15 protein-coding genes are annotated in these 19,194 nt (G+C 67.0%); 7 read left to right on the top strand and 8 right to left on the bottom strand.

Annotation, left to right across the window (positions count from 1 at the left end):
- Nucleotides 1-97 precede the first annotated feature (97 nt).
- On the bottom strand, nt 98-1,003 hold the full coding sequence (locus AC1DK4_RS28705) for a LysR family transcriptional regulator (RefSeq protein ID WP_441621155.1): 906 nt from the start codon (nt 1,001-1,003) through the stop codon (nt 98-100).
- Nucleotides 1,004-1,147: 144 nt separating this feature from the next.
- On the opposite strand from AC1DK4_RS28705, the gene AC1DK4_RS28700 reads away from it, so the two are divergent.
- Nucleotides 1,148-1,978: an oxidoreductase gene (locus AC1DK4_RS28700; protein WP_477131924.1), complete on the top strand. Its 831-nt coding sequence runs from the start codon at nt 1,148-1,150 to the stop codon at nt 1,976-1,978.
- Nucleotides 1,979-2,107: 129 nt separating this feature from the next.
- Here the strand turns inward: AC1DK4_RS28700 and AC1DK4_RS28695 are convergent, their stop codons facing one another.
- The gene (locus AC1DK4_RS28695; RefSeq protein WP_441621152.1) at nt 2,108-3,259 is read right to left on the bottom strand and encodes a zinc-binding dehydrogenase; all 1,152 of its coding nucleotides are present in this window, start codon (nt 3,257-3,259) and stop codon (nt 2,108-2,110) included.
- Between the two features lie 241 nt (nt 3,260-3,500).
- Between AC1DK4_RS28695 and AC1DK4_RS28690 the strand changes: the two genes are divergently transcribed.
- The 4 genes from AC1DK4_RS28690 to AC1DK4_RS28675 all read left to right on the top strand — a co-directional run bounded on the left by AC1DK4_RS28690 (nt 3,501) and on the right by AC1DK4_RS28675 (nt 9,160).
- On the top strand, nt 3,501-4,229 hold the full coding sequence (locus tag AC1DK4_RS28690) for an oxygen-binding di-iron domain-containing protein (RefSeq protein WP_441621150.1): 729 nt from the start codon (nt 3,501-3,503) through the stop codon (nt 4,227-4,229).
- 87 nt (nt 4,230-4,316) lie between these two features.
- Nucleotides 4,317-4,610 (top strand): hypothetical protein, encoded by a 294-nt coding sequence (locus AC1DK4_RS28685; RefSeq protein ID WP_441621148.1) that lies wholly within the window; start codon nt 4,317-4,319, stop codon nt 4,608-4,610.
- A gap of 356 nt (nt 4,611-4,966) precedes the next feature.
- On the top strand, nt 4,967-5,329 hold the full coding sequence (locus AC1DK4_RS28680) for a hypothetical protein (protein ID WP_477131923.1): 363 nt from the start codon (nt 4,967-4,969) through the stop codon (nt 5,327-5,329).
- Nucleotides 5,330-6,373: 1,044 nt separating this feature from the next.
- The gene (locus tag AC1DK4_RS28675) at nt 6,374-9,160 is read left to right on the top strand and encodes an EAL domain-containing protein (protein ID WP_441649967.1); all 2,787 of its coding nucleotides are present in this window, start codon (nt 6,374-6,376) and stop codon (nt 9,158-9,160) included.
- A gap of 65 nt (nt 9,161-9,225) precedes the next feature.
- On the opposite strand, the gene AC1DK4_RS28670 is transcribed toward AC1DK4_RS28675, so the two are convergent.
- Nucleotides 9,226-10,362, bottom strand: a complete 1,137-nt coding sequence (locus AC1DK4_RS28670) for a GGDEF domain-containing protein (protein WP_441621142.1) — start codon at nt 10,360-10,362, stop codon at nt 9,226-9,228.
- Nucleotides 10,363-10,623: 261 nt separating this feature from the next.
- Here AC1DK4_RS28670 and AC1DK4_RS28665 point away from each other — a divergent pair, with 261 nt between their 5' ends.
- A complete protein-coding gene (locus AC1DK4_RS28665) occupies nt 10,624-11,793 on the top strand; it encodes a catalase family peroxidase (protein ID WP_441621140.1) in 1,170 nt (389 codons plus the stop codon).
- 55 nt (nt 11,794-11,848) lie between these two features.
- Here the strand turns inward: AC1DK4_RS28665 and AC1DK4_RS28660 are convergent, their stop codons facing one another.
- Nucleotides 11,849-12,739 carry a LysR family transcriptional regulator gene (locus AC1DK4_RS28660; RefSeq protein ID WP_441621138.1) on the bottom strand — a complete coding sequence of 297 codons (891 nt, stop codon included), beginning with the start codon at nt 12,737-12,739 and terminating at the stop codon, nt 11,849-11,851.
- A 107-nt stretch (nt 12,740-12,846) separates the two neighbouring features.
- Between AC1DK4_RS28660 and AC1DK4_RS28655 the strand changes: the two genes are divergently transcribed.
- The gene (locus tag AC1DK4_RS28655) at nt 12,847-14,832 is read left to right on the top strand and encodes an alkyl/aryl-sulfatase (protein ID WP_441621197.1); all 1,986 of its coding nucleotides are present in this window, start codon (nt 12,847-12,849) and stop codon (nt 14,830-14,832) included.
- Between the two features lie 60 nt (nt 14,833-14,892).
- On the opposite strand, the gene AC1DK4_RS28650 is transcribed toward AC1DK4_RS28655, so the two are convergent.
- The 4 genes from AC1DK4_RS28650 to AC1DK4_RS28635 all read right to left on the bottom strand — a co-directional run bounded on the left by AC1DK4_RS28650 (nt 14,893) and on the right by AC1DK4_RS28635 (nt 19,136).
- On the bottom strand, nt 14,893-15,093 hold the full coding sequence (locus AC1DK4_RS28650; RefSeq protein ID WP_441621136.1) for a DUF3606 domain-containing protein: 201 nt from the start codon (nt 15,091-15,093) through the stop codon (nt 14,893-14,895).
- A gap of 110 nt (nt 15,094-15,203) precedes the next feature.
- Entirely contained in the window at nt 15,204-16,661 is a 1,458-nt protein-coding gene (locus tag AC1DK4_RS28645; protein WP_441621134.1) for a purine-cytosine permease family protein, read from the bottom strand.
- An 83-nt stretch (nt 16,662-16,744) separates the two neighbouring features.
- Nucleotides 16,745-17,884 (bottom strand): acyl-CoA dehydrogenase family protein, encoded by a 1,140-nt coding sequence (locus tag AC1DK4_RS28640; RefSeq protein WP_477131922.1) that lies wholly within the window; start codon nt 17,882-17,884, stop codon nt 16,745-16,747.
- 19 nt (nt 17,885-17,903) lie between these two features.
- Nucleotides 17,904-19,136: a CaiB/BaiF CoA transferase family protein gene (locus AC1DK4_RS28635; protein WP_441621131.1), complete on the bottom strand. Its 1,233-nt coding sequence runs from the start codon at nt 19,134-19,136 to the stop codon at nt 17,904-17,906.
- Nucleotides 19,137-19,194 lie beyond the last annotated feature (58 nt).

The following is a 19,194-nucleotide window of genomic DNA, read 5'->3' as shown; positions in this document are numbered from 1 at the left end:
GGGCTTCGCCGCAGGCGCGGTCGGGCCAGCCGGACGCGCGCCGGTTCACCAGCGAGCGGCGCTGCATCTCGCCGTGGTCGGCGGGGGCGGCGCCCGGCTAGCTGCTGCTGTCGCCCAGTGCCGCTTTGGCGAAGTCGATGAACACGCGCAGCTTCTTCGGCATTCCCGTCCGATTGTAGTAATAAAGATAGAGCCCGGTGCGCGGGATCCAGCCGTCCAGCACGCTCACCAGCCGGCCGGCCTGGAGATGCGGCTCGGCAATGCGGTGCTGGATATAGGTGAAGCCGAAGCCGTCGAGCGCGGATTGCAGCAGCAGTCCGTTGTCGTTGGTGGCGATGCGCCCGGTCACGGCCATGCGCAGCTTTTCGCCGGCCTTCTCGAACTCCCAGCGGTACAGCGCGCCGCTGTCCGCGCTGCGGTAGTTCACGCATTCGTGCGCGAGCAGGTCGCGCGGATGGCGCGGCTTCGGCCTGGATTGCAGGTACCGGGCGGAGGCGGCCACGCAGAAGCGCATCTGCGTGACCAGCGGCACCACCACCATGTCTTCATCCAGCACATTGTCGTAGCGGATGCCCGCGTCAAAGCCCCGGCCGACGATATCCACCAGGCTGTTATCCGCGATCACGTCGACATTGATGTCCGGGTAGGCGTCCAGGAAGTCCTTGAGCACAGGCTGGATCACCAGCGGGATGGCGGAATGGGGCACGTTCAGGCGCAGCGTGCCCATCGACCGGCTGGAGGCGCCGGACACGTCGTGCATCGCCAGTTCCAGTTCCTGCAGCAGCGGGGCGATCCGCGTGAGGAACCTGGCGCCCGCCTCGGTCAGGCTGACGCTGCGGGTGGTGCGGTTGAGCAGGCGGGCGCCGAGCCGCTCCTCGATCTTGCGCACGGTATAGCTCACCGATGTCACCGGGATGCCGAGCGCGCGGGCGGCCGCGCTGAAGCTCTGTTCCTGCGCCACCCGGGCAAAGACCGACAAGGCCTGGAAATCTGCTTGGTTCATTATGCAAATTACTTGCAAAGTCCTTTTGGATTATCTGTCTTCTTGATACGGTCCGCAACATCCATACTGCGTTGTGCGGGTGCCGCCGGGCACGGTGGCACCCATCGGGCAAGGCCTTTGAAGCAAACCATCTGGAGAGAAGTGATGAAAACCTGGTTCATTACCGGCGTGAGCACCGGTTTCGGGCGCGCGCTGGCGCAAGCCGTCATCGCGCAGGGCGACAAGGTCGCGGGCACGCTGCGCAACGAAGCGCAGCGCGCCGAGTTTGCCGCGCTGGCCAGGGGCCAGTCCTTCGGCTACATACTCGACGTGCGCGACGACGCGGCCATCCCCGGCGTGGTGGCGCAGATCGAGCGCGAGGTGGGCGAGATCGACGTGCTGGTCAACAATGCCGGCTACGGCTACGAAGGCAGCATCGAGGAAGCCACGCCGGCGGATATCCGCGCGCAGTTCGACGTCAATGTGTTCGGCGCCATCAGCGTGGCGCAGGCGGTCCTGCCCCATATGCGCCAGCGCCGCCGCGGCCATATCCTGAACGTGACTTCCATGGGCGGGCYGATGACCTTCCCCGGCGTGGGCATCTACAACGCCAGCAAGTTCGCGCTGGAGGGGATCAACGAGGCGCTGTCCAAGGAAGTGCGCGAGTTCGGCATCAAGGTGACGGCCATCGAGCCGGGCGCATTCCGCACCGACTGGGCCGGCCGCTCCATGCAGCGCACGGCCTCGGAGATCGAGGACTACGCCACCATGCTGGCGCCGCTGCGGGCCGCGCGCGCCGCCCGCTCGGGCAAGCAGCCCGGCGATCCGCGCAAGGCGGCGCAGGCGATCCTGGCCGTGGTGGCCGCGCAGGATCCGCCCGTGCACCTGCTGCTCGGCACCGACGCGCTCGGCTTCGTGCGCGAGAAGCTCAAGGCGTTGACGGCGGAAATCGACAAGTGGGAGCACGTCACCGTGAGTACCGATTTCACGGAGTGACGGCAGGCCGAAGCGGGGCCAGGCAATGCTGCGTGTTGTCTCCCCTCGCCCATTTCATGGGAGAGGGGGGCAAAGCCTCAAGGCGACAAGGCCGCGAGGCCGCACGGCCCCGCTCCTGATTGCCGGGACTCAGTCCGCCAGGCCCTTGTTCGGATTGAGCAGGAACTTCTCGCCGGTAGCGCGCTTGTTATAGACCGCGATCTGGTCCAGGTCCAGCGCCTCGGCCAGCGAGATCTCGCCGGCGTAGTGGCTGGCAAAGGTCGTATGCAGCTCCGCCACCACGCGCGCCTTGAGTGCGTTGGCCGCTTCGGTCCCGATCTTTTGCAGGAACGGGAAGACCAGCCAGCCGCCCATGCTCCACGCCATGCCGAAATTGCGCACGAACTCGGTCGGGCTGGTGTCCAGGCCGCCGTAGAGGTAGACCTGCTTGTGCGTCGTGGAGCCATAGCGGCTGTAGACGCCGGCGGTCTTGCTCAAGGCCGCTTCCATGGCGCCCAGGATCTGCCCGGCCAGCTTGCCGCCGCCGGTGGCGTCGAAGGCGATCGTCGCGCCGGTGGCGGCAATCGCGTCCGTCAGATCCTGCGTGAAGGTGGGCGAAGCCATGTTGCAGACATAGGTCGCGCCGAGCGACTTGAGCAGATCCGCCTGCTCCTGCTTGCGCACGATATTCACCAGGCCGATGCCGTCCTTCTGGCAGATCTTGTTGAGCATCTGGCCGAGGTTGGACGCCGCGGCAGTATGCACCAGCGCCTTGTGCCCCTCGCGCCGCATGCTCTCGACCATGCCCAGCGCCGTCAGCGGATTGACGAACGACGAAGCGCCTTGCGCGGGCGTGGCCCCTTCCGGCAGCACCAGGCACTGCGCCACCGGCACGCAGCGGTATTGCGAATACATCGCGCCGCCAAGCACCGCCACGGTCTTGCCGAGCAGCGTCTGCGCCGCGGCGGACGAGCCGGCGCCAACCACCACGCCCGCACCCTCGTTGCCCACCGGCATCGATTCGTCGAGCCGGCCGGCCATGCCCTTCATCGCGCCCTCGGGCACCCGTGCGGTCACGACCGGCTGGCTTTTTGTTCCGCCGGCCTTTGCCGCGCTCATGTCGGCCGCGCCGAACAGCAGCCCCAGGTCAGACGGATTGAGGGGCGATGCTTCGATGCGGACCAGTACCTCGTCGGGGCCCGGCGCGGGCACGTCGACGCTGGCCAGGGACAATTCCAGCTCGCCGCTGCCTTTGATCAGCGAGCGCAGTTGAAGGGCGGTGCGTGGGGTATCGGTAGGCATGCGGTATCTCCTGGATCCGGTAGGTTTTGCAGGTCGCGGGCGGCTCGGGCAGTGGCCGGTTTCCGCGCTGGCGCAATCCTACTGCAAGATGGGAAATCGGGTTGGCGGGGGCAACGGCGGATGCCGGGCGCCGGCGTGGCGCCGGCCACCGCGCTCGCCTAGACTGAGCAGTGGCCCTCGGGGAGGGGCGCCGCAGAAACCGGCCCGCGCCGACCGGCCGCCGATATCAAGGAGACTGCCAATGATCACCAATGCCTTGTCGGGCACCAATGTCCACGAAGTGTCGGACGGGATCTACCGCATCAATACGCCGGTCATCATCGAAGGCGGTCCGGGCGGCTTCTCCTTCAACCAGTACCTGGTGCTGGATGACGAGCCGCTGCTGTTCCACACTGGTCCGCGCAAGCTGTTCGAACTGGTGCGCGAGGCCGTTGCCAGCGTCATGCCGCCCGAACGCCTGCGCCATGTCTCGTTCTCGCACTTCGAGGCGGACGAGTGCGGATCGCTGAACCAATGGCTGGCGATCGCGCCGCAGGCGCATCCCTTGTGCGGCACCGTTGCCGCCATGGTCTCCATCGATGATCTCGCAGACCGCAAGGCGGCCGCGCTGGAGGACGGGCAGGCACGCTGCATCGGCAAGCATACCGTGCGCTGGCTGGCCACGCCGCATCTCCCGCATGGCTGGGACTGCGGCGTGCTGATGGAAGAGCAGACCGGGACACTGCTGTGCAGCGACCTCTTCACCCAGCCCGGTGCCCGGCATCCCGCCCTCACCGAGGGCGACATCCTGGGCCCGAGCGAAGCCTTCCGGCACGCCATGGATTACTATGCCCATGCGCCGGACACCGGCGCCATGCTCGAGCGGCTGGCATCGCTGGCACCGCGCACGCTCGCCTGCATGCACGGCAGCGCGTGGCGCGGCGATTGCGCCGGCCTGTTGCGGGAACTGGCGGTGTCCCTGCGCGCGTAGCGCTGCCGCGGCGCATTGTTTCCCCGGAGGACTGCCGGCGGYGCAGGAAAGCTGCGCCGTCTGGCCTTTCGTGCCAGCACCACGACGATGAACAAAGACGAACTGCACGCGATCCTGACCACGGAATTCGATCTCGTCACGGACCCGGCCGAGCGCGGCGACGGGCGCTCGTATTTCCTGCGGGAGGTGATCTGGCATCCGGCCTCGGTCACGCGGATCCTGCGCGCCCAGTACGGCCCCGGCGATCGCGTCAGCCGCATCCGGCTATGCGTGTCGTCGGACAACAATAACAGCGTGTTCCTGGCGATGCCGGCGAGCCGCGAGGCATTGCATTCGGCGGTGCTGGCGGAGATCGCGGGGTTCGTTGCCGTTGCGGGCTAGCGCCCGGCCGTGGCGCGGTGCTGACGATTGGCTCTGCGCGCCGCGCGCTTTTCAATATGGCGTATGCCATACCTTGGATGGCAAAGGTTGCGGTGTGATGCAAGGGGAACGTGCCGGGCTTTCGCTCCGGCTGCCGGAGGTCTTCCCGGCGTGGTGCTGCCTGGCCGGCCTATACTGATAGTCTGCGCGGCGAATCGCACCGACTCCATCGCAAGCCGGATTTTCACAGGTGCCCAGCCACGGTTGAAGGTCAGAAACGCTCACTGGAACTTGGCAGGGCCGGCGGCTACGCTATCGGGGACCGTCGCGCCAGGCTGGCGCCAGGGGCCATGGACGTTGAATGGAAGGAGTTATCTATGAAGATCGCTATCGCATTGGCAATTGCTGTTCTCGTCCCTGGTGTCGTCCACGCCGCCGGCCCTGCGAATCCTGCCGACCGGTATGACTACAATATGCGCAGTACCAATAAGGACGGCTACGTTCCAGACCCCCAGCGGGCTACCAACAAGGACGGCTACGTTCCTGATGCCCAGCGCACCACCAACAAGGACGGCTACGTGCCGGACACCGCGCGGGCCAATGACAAGTTCGACCCGTACACCCAGGGTGCCAAGCAGAACACGGCCTCCGCGCTCACGGACTCGGGGGCGCCGGCCAAGAAGGCACCTGCAAAGRCACCCGTCGAGAAGAAATCACCCGGCGCCAGCATGGACAAATAGTGCCGTTGCCACGCCAGTCCTGCCCTGACGAGGCTGTGCGTTCCGGAATCGGGCAAGCAAGAGAGCTCCGCATGACCGGAGCTCTCTTGCTTTCGCCGCCGGATCACCAGCCGGTCGCCGGTCTTGCAGCCGAGAGCCTTTCCGCTGTCGGGCGAATTCGCTGCACAGACCGGGAAATGCCGCGGCGGCCGGGGGAGGCGACCAGCCAGGCGTTTCCATCATGCATGTGACGTCAGGATAATAAAGAGTGATGCCAGGTAAAACGCGATCCGGGAAATTCATGCGGAATCCACGTTCATCCTGCAGCTCTGGCTAATATCCTTTCCGAACAGCGGCCAATCATTTTCCGGCTGCATTCCTGGTTCAATTGCCCGCATCGCGCCCGCAGGGCAATGCGGATGCCATTCCTCGCCCGGACCCGCCATTTCCGGCATTTCCGGCGGTACGCCCGGACGACTCCCGCATGGCAGGCCGGTGCGACAGCCAATCTCCGTGGCCGGCAGCCGCGCGCGGGAATAACTCAAATTCGGTATTTATCAATCCAATCCAATGTGAGTGGGTCGGTCGTCGTACTGTTTTTTCCATTGTCTGAAATTCAAATGCTAAAGAAGCTAAAGAATTCAAGGTCCATGCCGACAAGTTGAGACAAGCCTGGGCATGATGGGTAATCGCAGCCTCCACAAGGCGATTATCGGAGCTGTGCCTGGGCCCGTATTGACCCGCAACACGCGTTGCAAAAGGCCGGCGGCCGCGGGCAACGGCGGCCGGCCGCCGAAGTATCCCGAACCGGAGACGGGCGCTCCCGCGGACCGTTTCCGACCAGTCTGGTTCAGGCGGGCAAGGGTCAGAGCGATTGATCCTTTCCGATATTTGAGAGGCATGAGAATGGTTCCGGTACTCGGACTTGGAAGCGCACTCAACACCAGTTCGATACGTCACGAACTGGGCCGGTCGCTTGGCGCTTCCTTGGGCGCGGCGCAAGCCTGCCTGCGCACGAGGGTATCGGCGCTCCGGGCCGCGGCGCGGCAAGTGCGCCGATACCCCTTGGGCGGAAGACATGACCTGCGTGTGATATGGCCGTTCCTGCCGATCATGCTGATCCTGGTGCTGCTCTCCGGTTTCAGCGTGGACATGCTGTCCGCCGCGCGCGCCTATGTCGGCGGAGAGAGCTTGTGGAGCAAGGGGCAGAAAGCAGCCGTGATGCACCTGATGCGGTACGCCGACAGCCATGACGAGGCGGAATTCCGCGCCTACGAACGCGCGATCGCGGTACCGCTTGGCGACCGGCAGGCCAGGCTCGAATTTGCCAGCGATCGGCTTGACTACGACAAGGCCGCGGCCGGGCTGCTTGCCGGGGGCAATCACGTCGACGATATTTCCGGCATGATCCGGCTCATGCGCCATTTCGGGCGATTGCCGGCGATCGATCGCGCGCTTGCGATCTGGGGCCGCGCCGACAATGAAGTGCTGGCCCTGCGCGATCTCGCGGATCAGTTGCATGCCAGCGTGCGGGCCGAGGCGGCCGAGGCGGCAGATAAGGGTGAGATCAGGCTGCTCCTGCAACGCATAGGGGAAACGGACGACCGGCTCACGCCGCTGGAGGCGGCCTTCTCCTATTCGCTTGGCGAGATCTCGCGGCAGGTGCGCAATCTGCTGATGCCGGGCATCGGCATCGCGGCGATCCTCCTCATGCTTCCCGGCATCCTGATGGCGAACCGCTCCGTGCGCAAGGAACTGCTGCTGCGCGAAGCACTGGCGCGTAGCGAAGAGCGCCTGGCACTGGCGATCAGCGGCAGCAACGACGGGCTGTGGGACTGGGACCTGCGCAGCGATGCGCTTTATTTCTCGGCGCGCTGCGCGCAGATGCTCGGCTATGAGGAGCATGAGCTGCCAAGATTGCTCGGCACGGTACGCGCGCATTGCCATCCCGACGATCTTGCCTGCGTCGAGTCGCAGATGCGCCGGCATCTGCGCGAAGGCATTCCCTATGACTGCTCGTTCAGGCTGCGCAACAGGGCCGGTGGCTACCTGTGGGTGCGCTCGCGCGGGCGCATGGTGCGCGACGCCGCCGGTCACGCCCGGCGGATGGCGGGCTCGCTTACCGATATCAGCGATCAGAAACGAGCCGAAGCACAACTGCTCGCCGAGAAGGAACGGGCACAGGTTACCCTCCAGGCGATCGGGGATGCCGTCATCACGGTCGACGTGCACGGCCATGTCGACGCATTGAATCCGGCGGCGGAACTGCTGACCGGGTGGCACAGCGCGGACGCGAAAGGCAGGCCGCTGCATGTGGTCTGTCCGCTGAGCGATGAGGCCAGCCGGAGTCCGTTGACAGGATTGGGGGCCGCCGTGCTGCAGAAGACGTGGCCGCGGTTCTCCACGTTGCTGCTGGAGCGGCCCGAGCGCGCCCCGATCGCGGTCAAGCTGTCGGTGGCGCTGATCCATCATGCCGACCGGACCTGCACTGGCGCCGTGCTGGTGCTGCACGATGTCAGCAGCGAGCGGGCCGACGCCGCGCGCCTGTCCCACGAGGCCAGTCACGATGCATTGACCGGGCTGGTCAACCGCATCGAGTTCGAACGCCGCCTGGCCGAAGCAATGCGGCGCGTTCGCAGCGAAGACTGCACGCATACCCTGATGTACCTCGACCTGGACCAGTTCAAGGTAGTCAACGACACTTGCGGCCATGCCGCCGGAGACGAACTGATCCGGCAGCTCGCGGTCGTCATGCGCGCCACGTTGCGGGAATCGGATACCCTGGCGCGGCTGGGCGGCGACGAGTTCGGCGTGCTGCTCGATGGCTGCCATGTCGACAATGGCGAGCGCGTGGCCGAAGCCATGCGCGAGGCGATTGCACGTTTTCGCTTCGTGCATCGCCAGCGCACTTTCGCCGTGAGCGCGAGCATCGGCATGATCAGCCTGGATCGCGACATGTCCCAGGTGGCCGAGGCGCTCAGCGCCGCCGATGCCGCCTGTTACCTGGCCAAGGAGCGGGGGCGCAACCGCGTCCAGGTATATCGCCAGCGTGACGAGGCCGTGCGCGCGCTGCACGGCGAGATGGAATGGGTGAGCCGGATCCACACCGGCCTGGAAGCCGGCCGCTTCTGCCTGCACGCTCAGGAGATCGCGCCCTTGCAGGCCGGCGGCGCACAGGGCCGGCATGTCGAACTGCTCTTGCGCATGCTCGATGACGCCGGGCAACTGGTTCCGCCCATGGCATTCATTCCTGCCTGCGAACGCTACAACCTCATGCCCGCGCTGGATCGCTGGGTGATCGAAGCCGGGTTTGCCGCGCTGGCGGGCTGCCTTGGTGACCGGCCGGGCGATATCGCGGTATGCGGGATCAACCTGTCCGGAGCGTCCCTGGGCGACCAGCTCCTGCCTGCCTATATCGCCGAGCGCGCGGCGCGCCACGGCATTCCCCTGCGGCACGTCTGTTTCGAGATCACGGAGACGGCGGCCATCGGCAACCTGGCGCAGGCCGCCACCTTCATCGAGCAACTGCAGGACAAGGGGTGCAGCTTTGCCCTCGACGATTTCGGCGCCGGCATGTCGTCCTTCGCCTATCTCAAGCACCTGCCGACGGAGTACATCAAGATCGATGGCGGCTTTGTCAACGAGATGTTCGGCGATCCGGTCAATCTGGTGGTGATCGAGGCAATTCAGCGCATCGCCAATGCCATGGGCAAGAAGACCATCGCCGAATGGGTGGACAGCGATGCGAAGCTCGCAAAGCTGCGCGCCCTTGGCGTGGACTATGCACAGGGCTTCGGCGTGGCCAGGCCCGGGCATTTCGCTGGCCCGCGCGAGGCCGCGCAGGCTGGCTAGTCAGTCGCCTCCGGTCGCTTCCGGTCGCATCCGCACGGCAGCGCGCCGGCGCAAGGGTGTCGCTGCTAGGATGCGAGCGTCCACTTGGCCTTGCCGTTGAGCTTGGCCAGGTTGAGGGCCTTGTCGGCGGCCGTGAGCGCGCCCATGACGTCGGTGCCATGCTCCGGAATGAGTGCGACCCCGACGCTGACGCCGATCCTCACCGAAACATTGGGCGCCAGCGTGAAGGGGGCGGGCACTTCGCTGATCAGCCGGTCGGCGAACAAGGCGACGCCGGCTTCGTCGCGGGCGCGCACGATGACGACGAATTCGTCCCCGCCGATGCGAAAGACCATGTCGTCCGGACCTTTCAGCGCATCGAGCCACTTGCCTAGCGTCACCAGCAGCTGGTCGCCGGCCTCATGTCCGTGCCGGTCGTTGACGGGCTTGAAGCCGTCCAGGTCCATGTACAGGACCGCCGTCTTTCCTTCGTCGATCTGGTCCGCCTTGTACAAATGCGCGGACGCGTGAACCAGTCCCGCTCGGTTCGGCAGGCCGGTCAGGGCGTCATGGCGCGCGCGATGGTCGTTTTCCCGCTCCGCCTTCATCGTCGATACCAGCAGCCGGTTCAGGTGGAAGGCTGCGATGCTCATGGCAACGAGATAGAACGGGATCTGCACGAGCGTCAGGCGCAGCACGGTCTCGTCCGAAAGCAGGGCGGCGATGCAGCAGGGCCCGAGGGACAGCAGGATCATGATCGCGACCAGCCGCGGCGCGCCAAAATTGCGGAAGCAGATGCCGCCCACCATGGCGGCCGCGGACAGGCAGGAAAGCGTTGCCGCCACCCAGTCCGAGCTGAGGATGCTGATGAACGCACCGTAGCCCACGCTCGCGCCCCACAGCACGGCGAGGATCACGTAGACATCGGTGAAGGTATGGCGGCCCGCCGCCGAAGCGCGGTGCGCCGCGACCAGGAGGCACAGGCGCGTGCCGCAGAGCAGGATCTCGATGACGACCCACGCAAGGAAGGCCGTGCTGGGGTCCCGCCAGGCGATCGCCATGGCGACGGCGATGGTGTTGAGCACGCCGCCGGCGAAGATGGGCAGGGTGCCGAACAGGCTTCCGATCAGCTTTACGCGAATGTCTTCGGGAACGTTCGGGCCGGGGTCGCACAACCACGTTGTAGAACGCCAGCGTGGCAGGCTGAAAGCCGCTGTTTTCATGTCCCTCCATTCCCGTGAATGCCGCGCTTGGATTCGCCGGTTCGCGTTGCACGAATCGGAAAGGCTGGATTCTATCGGATTCATCGCGGCAAGGGCACAGAAGGCGACTTGGCAGGTTGCGCATCCGATTCCCCCTAAGGAGGGGTGTCGGGTGGCGGCACGGCCGGTCCGCACGGGGGCGCCCGGCACGTGGAGGCGGCGGGATCGGACTCGAACGGGCCGCAAAGCGAATCTTCCCCCACGGATTGTCGTGAACCGCGCTTGCATGCCGATACGAGAAAGCGGTGCTTCGGGGCCGGCCATTGCGCCATTGCCGTCTATGCTTTAGCTCATCTCAGTTTGTCGCGCCCCGATACGGATGCTCGTGCGGGACCGGAAGGAGGCCAGGGGATGAACGCGCAAACCAGACGGGCGAAAGCCTTGGGCCAGATAGTTTTGGCCATCTGCGGGGGCGGCCTGTGCATGCCGGCATCGAACGCGCAACAAGCGCAACCCGCCGGCCCGGTCGTGCATGCCGATCCGGCGGTGATCGTGGAAACACTGAAAGCCGTTGCAGGCGATCCCCCAAAGGCACGCGCCAGCTTTGCCAAAGGCCAGTGCGTGCGCGGCACCTATGCCCCGTCGCCGCAGGCCGCCCAGGTCACCCGGTCACTGAGCTTCACGCGGGCGTCGCCCGTCATTGGCCGGTTCTCGCTTGGCGGCGGCAACCCGAACGTGGCGGACACCAACAAGCTGGTGCTGCGTGGCTTCGCGTTCAAGCTGGGTGAGGCCGGCCATACATCGGACATCCTGGTGGAGAACGCGCCGGTGCACTTYGCGAAAACGCTCGACCAGATGCTCGCCTTCCTCAGGGCGCGCGTTCCGGGGCCGGACGGCAAGCCGGATCCGGAGAAGGTCAAGGCATTCTCCGCCGCCAATCCGGAAACGCTGAACCAGGCCAGCTTCGTCGCCGCCAGACCGCTTCCCGCCAGCTTCGCGGGAACGACCTACTGGGGCGTCCATGCGTTTCCCGCCACCAATGCCAGGGCGGAAGTGCGCTTCATCAAGTTCAAGGTCGTTCCGCCCGGCGGGGACGTGACGCTGTCGGACGAGCAGGCCAAGGACAAGCCGGCGGATTTCCTCTACCGGGATCTCGAGGCGCGGATCGCCGCGGGTGGCTTCAGGTTCGACGTGCTGGCCTTGCTGGGCCGTCCCGGGGATCCGACCATGGATGCGACCATGCGATGGCCGGACGAGGATAGCCGCGAATCGGTACGGCTGGGCACGATCACGATCAATGCGATCGAGAACAACGCACCGTGCGACGAAACCATCTTCAACCCGAGCAATCTTGCCGACGGCATCGGGCGCCCGCCCGATGAAATCTTCGCGGCCCGCCAGGCTGCCTATGCCATCTCGCTGGCACGCAGACGGGCGCAGGCGCAGCAGTGAGCGCACCGGATCCGGCCGCCACAGCCTCAGCCACCGCCTCAGGCGGCTACGGCCGTCAGGCCACCGCTTCGATGGCCGCCACCGCCCGCTCGGCCGCCGGCGACAGCGTACGCTGCGCCAGCCGCACGATGGCGAAGCGCAGGCCGTTCGCCGGAATCTCCTGCGTATCGAGCTGGGCCAGCGTGCCGGCTTCCAGTTCGGCGCGCAGGGCGCGCGTCGGCGCCAGCAGCACCACGTCGGAATGGCTGGTCAGGTGTGTCAGCGCACGGAAATCGTTGCTTTCGACCTGCAGTGGCAGGTCCTCGCCGGGTTTGCAGCGCAGCAGCCGGCGCAGGCGCTCATGCGTTTCCGCCGGGAACAGCACGGATACCAGGGCCACCTGGCGCAATTGCGCGGGCGTGACCGGCGTGCCGCAGAGCGGGTGGCCGGCACGCACGAAATAGCCCGCCGGCTCCGGCCGCAGGGGCTTCATCTCCAGCTCCGCCACCACGGGGATGGTACTTTGCTCCACCACCAGGAAATCCAGCTTTTCCGCATTCAGGCCCGCCAGCAGCGCCGCGGCATGATTGACCTCGGTCGCGATGCGCAGCTTCGGCCAGTCGCGATGCAGGGCGCACAGCATGTCGGGCAGCAGGATCGCCGCCGGGAACGGGCCCAGTCCGAGCCGCACGCTGCCCATCTCATGCTGTTGCACCAGGGCCAGGTCGCGCTCCAGGCAGTGCGTCTCGAACAGGATGCGCCGCGCTCTTTCCGTCACCATCCTGCCGGTCGTGGTCAGTGTCGCGCCGCGCGCGCCCCGGTCGAACAGGGCCACGCCTGCCTCGTCTTCCAGGGCCTGGATGCTGCGCGTGAGCGCCGGCTGGCTCAGGTGGACGCGGCGGGCGGCGCCGGCCAGCGATCCTTCCTCGGCCACTGCGATCAGGTGTTCAAGCCGCTTGAGGTTCAAGGTATGCGCTCAATGCATCGATGGGATACGTATTTTGCAATTGAATTATATGTGTGGGAAGGCTCAAATAAGCGTCTCGCTGTACCCTCCGAGGCTTTCCATCCATGATGCTCGTTGCCCGCCCCCTTGCGCTCGCCCTTGCCGCCGCGTCTGCCGCGTGGTTTGCCACCCACCCGGGCGCCGCGCGTGCCGCCGGACCTGCCACCCCCCTGACGGCCAGCGCCAATGCGGCGTGGCAGCAGGCGCTGCCGTTCAATGACCGCCAGGATTTCGAAGATGCCCGCCGCGGCCTGGTGGCGCGCTTTCCCGAACGCGTCATCCGCGCCGCGGATGGCCGCGTGGTATGGGACTTCGATGCCTACGCCTTCGAGCAGGGCGCGGCGCCGCCCACGGTGAACCCGAGCCTGTGGCGGCTGGCGCAGGTCAACAACGAAGCCGGCCTGTTCAAGGTCACCGACCGCCTGTACCAGGTGCGCGGCGCCGATATCTCCAATATGGACATCGTCGAGGGCGACACCGGCCTGATCGTGATCGATCCCTTGCTGAGCGCCGAGACGGCGCGGGCCGCCCTGGACCTGTACTACGCCAACCGGCCGCGCAAGCCGGTAGTCGCGGTCATCTACACGCACAGCCACGCCGATCACTTCGGCGGGGCCAAGGGCATTGTCAGCGAAGACGACGTGAAACGCGGCAAGGTCGCTGTCCTGGCGCCGGCCGGTTTCATGGAAGAGGCCGTCAGCGAAAACGTGCTGGCGGGCAATGCCATGGGCCGGCGCGCACAGTACATGTACGGTACCCAGTTGCCGCAGAGCGCCACCGGCCTGGTCGATGTCGGCCTGGGCAAGGCGACCGCGCGCGGCACCATTACGCTGCTCGCGCCCACCGACCTCATCGGCAAGAGCATCGATACGCGGCGTATCGACGGCATCGACATCGAATTCCAGCTCACGCCCGGCACCGAAGCGCCGGCGGAGATGAACCTGTACTTCCCGCAGCTGCGCACGCTGTGCATCGCCGAGAATGCCGTGCGCACACAGCACAACCTGCTGACGCTGCGCGGTGCCCAGGTGCGCGATGCCAAGGCCTGGTCGTATTACATCGGGCAGTCCCTGCAGCGCTACGGCGAGCGCACCGACATCCTGATCGGCCAGCATCACTGGCCGACCTGGGGGCGCGGGCAGATCGTCGAGATGCTGTCGGACCAGCGCGACATGTACGCCTACCTGAATGACCAGACGCTGCGCCTGATGAACCAGGGCCTGACGCCGCTGGACATTGCCGAGACCCTGAAGAAGCTCCCCGAGCCGCTGGGCAGCAAATGGTACGCGCGCGATTACTATGGCTCGGTCAGTCACAACGTGCGCGCCGTCTACCAACGTTATCTCGGCTTCTACGACGGCAACCCGGCGCACCTGAACCCCCTGCCGCCGGTGCAGGCCGCCAGGAAGACCATCGAATGGATGGGGGGCGCCGAAGCGGTGCTCGCCAGGGCCCGCGAGGCCTATGCCCGCGGCGAATACCGCTGGGTGGCGCAGATCGGCAACGAGCTGGTGTTCGCCGATCCCGACAACGCCGCCGCCCGCGCGCTGCAGGCCGATGCGCTCGAGCAACTCGGTTATCAGAGCGAGAACGCCACCTGGCGCAACGTCTATCTGACGGGCGCGCAGGAACTGCGCGATGGCGTCGACAAGAAATTCTCCGGCGGGCTGGGGTCGCCCGACCTGATCCGTGCGCTGACGGTGCCGAATTTCTTCGACTTTCTCGCCGCGCGCCTGAATGCCGACAAGGCCGCCGGCAGGCAGATGACGCTGAACTGGAATTTCACCGATCTGCAGCAGCGCTATGCAATGACCTTGCGCAACAGCGCCCTGACTTACCTTGCCGACACGCAGGCGGCGCAGCCCACCGCGACCATCACACTGGAAAAATCCACGCTCGACAAGATCAGCCTCAAGCAACTGAGCGTGGCCGATGCGGTGCAGGGCGGCGCGATCCGCATCAGCGGGGACCCGCGCGCCGTCACGTCGCTGTTCGGCATGCTGGACAGCTTCGATCCGCGCTTCAATATCGTCACGCCGCAGCCGCTGCGCTGAGGCGGCAGCGGCCTGTACCGGCCCTCCTGTCAGCCACGCGGCAGGGAGGCCGCCGGCAGCCTATCCGTGCCGCCTCTCCGGATACAACGCTTCGAGCCGCGCGCGCACCGCGGAGATGTGGTCGCCCGCATTGGCCACGGCTTCCTGCAGTTCGGCCGACGTGCAGTTGAGCGCCATGCACCAGTACTGCACTTCGACGCCGTCCATGGTGTTCACGCGGCCCGGGTCCAGGGGCCTGAAGTCCTTCAGATCGTGGCTCATGCGCATCTCCGGGCGGTTGCAGGCCTCGTCGGAGGACTGTCGCGCATTGCATTGTAGTCGGCCCGATACGGTCCGCCGCACCGAAATTCGCAGGCGGCTCGCGTGGTCCTTTAGCCGCCCGAGGGTTCGGTGCGCCCGGCTTGGTCAGGCAGGGCCAGCGATTGCGGCAGTTCGCGCACGGTGGCGCGGCACGCGAAATAGTAGAGCGCCGCGGGCACGATGAGGCCGATGATCCATGAGATATCGACGCCGCCGAGCGTGTCCACCAGCGCGCCGGTATAGAAGCCCGTGGCGATGAACGGCAGTTGCACCAGCACGCCGAGCGCGTAGACCGCGATGCCGGTCAGGTTCCAGCGGCCGTAGCGCCCGTCGGGATCGAACAGGGCGGGTATGTCGTAGCGCTCGCGGGTGACGAAATAGTAGTCGACCAGGTTGATGGCGCTCCACGGCGTGAAGAAAGCCAGCAGGAACAGCAGGAAGGCCGAGAACTCCTTGAGAAAGGCGCGCTCGCCGGCCAGCGCCAGCACCGCGGACAGGCCGGCCATCAGCAAGATGAAGAACAGCCGCGTGCGGCCCGCGATGGTGCGCCTTCCGGTGAAGCCGGTGAGGATGGCGGCGACGGACATGACGCTGCCGTAGGCATTGAGGGTGGTGATGGTGAGTTTGCCCAGCGCAATGGTGAGATAGAGCAGGGCGGCCACCGCGCCGGTGGCGCCGAGGCCGACGATAAAGGCCACTTCATGGCCGGCGAAGCGGTCGCCGGCCAGCGCGGCGGCGAAGACCCCGAACACCATGGCGATCTGCGCGCCTGCCACGGAGCCGATGCCCACCGCCAGGAACGTCTTGAGCGCGGAGGTGGAGCGCGGCAGGTAGCGTGAATAGTCCGCCACGTAGGGGCCGTAGGCGATCTGCCACGAGGCCGACAGGGACACGGCCAGCAGGAACGACGCTACCGTGAAGTGCCGCCGCTGCAGCAGCGCGCCGATGTCGTGTCCGTGCAGCAAGCTGGCGAACAGGTACAGGAAGGCCAGTACGCCGACCACGCTGGCGATGCGGCCCATGGCATGGATGGTGCGATAGCCCAGCGTGGCCAGCAGCACGACCATGGCCGCGAACACCAGGATGGCGCTGCCGTTGCCGATATGCAGCAACTGGCCCAGGGCCTGGCCGGCCAGCACCATGCCGCTGGCGGAGAAGCCTATGTACATCACGCACACCAGCACCAGCGGGATGACGGCGCCGTACACGCCGAACTGCACGCGGCTGGAGATCATCTGCGGCAGGCCGAGCTGCGGGCCCTGCGCGCCATGCAGCGCCATCACCGCACCACCGAGGAGCTGGCCGGCGAACAGCCCGATCAGCGACCAGAACACGTCGCCCCCGAGCACTACCGCCAGCGCGCCGGTGACCACCGCCGTGACCTGCAGGTTGGCGCCGAGCCACAGCGTGAACTGGCTCGACAGGCTGCCGTGCCGCTCGGCGTCGGGGATGAAGTCGATCGAGCGGCGTTCGACCAGCGTGGGCGCGGGTGCGGCGCCGGGGCGATGCGCCTTGTCATCGGTTGTCATGTCTGTCTCCTGCATCGGGGTGCGCCGCCGTGCGGCAGTGCCGCCGGCGGTCGAATCATGGATTGGCAGCCTGGCGGCGTTGCTCAGGCAAAGGCCGCGCGCGCGATCACGGTGCGCTGGATTTCGGAAGAGCCTTCATAGATGCGCAGGATGCGTGCGTCGCGCACCAGGCGCTCCAGCGGCATCTCGCGCGTGAAGCCGTAGCCGCCGTGGATCTGCAGCGCGGTGTCGGTGACGAAGCCCACCGTCTCGGACGCATAGAGCTTGGCCATGGAGGCATGGTCCGTGAAGGGCTGGCCCGCGCCGCGCCGCACGGCCGCCTGCAGTGTCAGCAGCCAGGCGGCCTCGAGGCGCGTGCGCATGTCGGCGAACATCCATTGCAGGCCTTGCTTGCGCGAGAGCGGCTCGCCGCCCACGTGGCGCTGCCTGGCCCAGCCGGTGGCGGCCTCGAGCGCGGCTTCGGCGATGCCGAGGCTGGTGGCGGCCACGTCCAGGCGACTGTTGTCGAGCACCTTCATGGCGGTGCGAAAGCCGCTGCCTTCGGCGCCGAGGCGGTTGGCGGCGGGCACGAAGCAGTCGAGCGCCACCTCGTGCGCGGGGGCGCCGCGGATGCCCATCAGCTTTTCCGCCGGGGCCACGTCCACGCCCTCTGTGTGCCGGTCGACCACGAAGGCACTGATGCCGCGCGTGCCGGCATCGGGATCGGTCTTGGCGTAGACCACGATAAAGTCCGCCGCGTTGGCGTTGGAGATGAAGTGCTTCACGCCGCGCAGCCGGTAGCCGTTGCCTTCGGGCGTGGCGCGCGTGGCCATGTCGGCAGGGTTGGAGCCGGCGCGCGGCTCGGTCAGCGCGAAGGCGCCGAGCCTGGTGCCGGCGGCGGCGTCCGGCAGGTAGCGCGCGCGCAGGTCGTCGTCGCCGCCGATCAGGATCGAGTCGGTGGACAGGTAGTGCGCGCCGATCATCGACGAGGTGGAGGCGCAGGCCTTGGCGATTTCCACCAGCGAGAGGATCAGCGCCACGGGCGAGGCATCGATGCCGCCCCAGCGCTGCGGCAGGTTCATGCCCATCACGCCGAGTTCGGCGAGCTGGGGCACGTAGCGCGTGGACGGGATTTCGTCGCGGTCCACCTCCGCGGCCCTGGGTGCGAGTTCAATGCGGGCGAAACGCCCGATGGCGTCGGCCATTTYGATGTCGGCCGGCTGTACGCCCAGTCGTTCATGCATGTTGATTCTCCAGTTTGGTTCAGGCGTGCGCGGGGGTGACTGCATCCGGTCCGAATGCGCCGCTGGCACGCAGGGCGCGGGCATCCCCGGCGGTGATGCCGAGCGTGCGCAGGATGGCGTCGGTGTGCTGGCCGAGCGCGGGCGCGCGGCATGCGCGGTTGGCGGCCTGGCCAGAGAACTTCACCGGCTGGGTAGGCACGCGGGCCGCGCCGCCTTGCGCGTCCCGCACCTCGCTGAGCAGGCCGCGATGTCCGGCATGCTCGCTTTCGAGCGCCTGCTTGACGTTGCGGATCGGCGCGACGGGGATGCCCGCGGCGCCAAGGGTGTCATTGACCTGCGCCACCGTGCGGGTGGCGGACCAGTGCTCGATGCACGCGCGCAGATCGGCTTCATGGCTGCAGCGCGTGTGGTCGTCGGCGAAGCGCGGGTCGCTCGCCAGCGCGGGCTGGCCGATGGCGCCGGCCAGCGCGTGGAACAGCTTGTTGTTCAGCACCGCCACCACGTAGAAGCCGTCCGCGGCACGGTAGGCGCCGAACGGCGCGGACGACGGATGGCGGTTGCCCACGCGGCGCGGCGCCAGGCCGGTGGCGGCATAGCGGGCGACCAGCGTGGCGCTCAGGCTGAGCGTGGCGTCGAACATCGAGACATCCACGTGCGTGCCCTGGCCGGTCTTGTGGCGCGCCAGCAGGGCGGCCAGGATGCCCCAGGAGGCGAACAGCCCGCTCACCACGTCGGAGACCGCCTCGCCCAGCACGGTGGGCGGGCCGTCCGGCGACCCGGTGGCGTCCATCAGGCCGCACAGGGCCTGCAGGATGATGTCGTAGGCGGGGCGGTGCGATTCGGGGCCGGTCTGGCCGAAGCCCGAGACGCTGGCATACACCAGCGCCGGATTGAGCGCCTGCAGCGCCGCGTAGCCGATGCCCAGCTTGTCCGCCACGCCCGGGCGGAAATTCTCCACCACCACGTCGGCCTGCGCGCACAGCGAGCGTGCCAGCGCGAGTCCGGCCTCGGCCTTGAGGTCGATGACGATGCTCTGCTTGTTGCGGTTCATGGCGGAGAACAGGCCGCTCTCGCCGCCAGCGAAGGGGCCGACGGCGCGATAGTCGTCGCCGCCGGGTGGTTCGATCTTGATCACTTCGGCGCCGAGATCGGCGAGCAGCGCCGTGCAGTAAGGCCCGGCCAGCACACGGGAGAAGTCGATCACGCGGATGCCGGCCAGCATGCCGGCGGGATTCGGGTCGGGATGGGTCATTGCTTGCGCCTCCAGGTCTTGTCTCGAACGCTGTCTCGAACGCTTGTCGCGACGCTTG

Source organism: Cupriavidus sp. 05N38, from assembly GCF_056397345.1.
Note: the sequence above shows the minus strand (reverse complement) of the source record. Positions and strands in the feature narration are given on the sequence as shown.

Excerpts from the sequence above, each read along its gene's own strand:
- AC1DK4_RS28705 (WP_441621155.1), bottom strand. The coding sequence starts at position 1,003 with ATGAACCAAGCAGATTTCCAGGCCTTGTCGGTCTTTGCCCGGGTGGCG.
- AC1DK4_RS28695 (WP_441621152.1), bottom strand. The coding sequence starts at position 3,259 with ATGCCTACCGATACCCCACGCACCGCCCTTCAACTGCGCTCGCTGATC.
- AC1DK4_RS28690 (WP_441621150.1), top strand. The coding sequence starts at position 3,501 with ATGATCACCAATGCCTTGTCGGGCACCAATGTCCACGAAGTGTCGGAC.
- AC1DK4_RS28685 (WP_441621148.1), top strand. The coding sequence starts at position 4,317 with ATGAACAAAGACGAACTGCACGCGATCCTGACCACGGAATTCGATCTC.
- AC1DK4_RS28670 (WP_441621142.1), bottom strand. The coding sequence starts at position 10,362 with ATGAAAACAGCGGCTTTCAGCCTGCCACGCTGGCGTTCTACAACGTGG.
- AC1DK4_RS28655 (WP_441621197.1), top strand. The coding sequence starts at position 12,847 with ATGCTCGTTGCCCGCCCCCTTGCGCTCGCCCTTGCCGCCGCGTCTGCC.
- AC1DK4_RS28650 (WP_441621136.1), bottom strand. The coding sequence starts at position 15,093 with ATGAGCCACGATCTGAAGGACTTCAGGCCCCTGGACCCGGGCCGCGTG.
- AC1DK4_RS28645 (WP_441621134.1), bottom strand. The coding sequence starts at position 16,661 with ATGACAACCGATGACAAGGCGCATCGCCCCGGCGCCGCACCCGCGCCC.
- AC1DK4_RS28635 (WP_441621131.1), bottom strand. The coding sequence starts at position 19,136 with ATGACCCATCCCGACCCGAATCCCGCCGGCATGCTGGCCGGCATCCGC.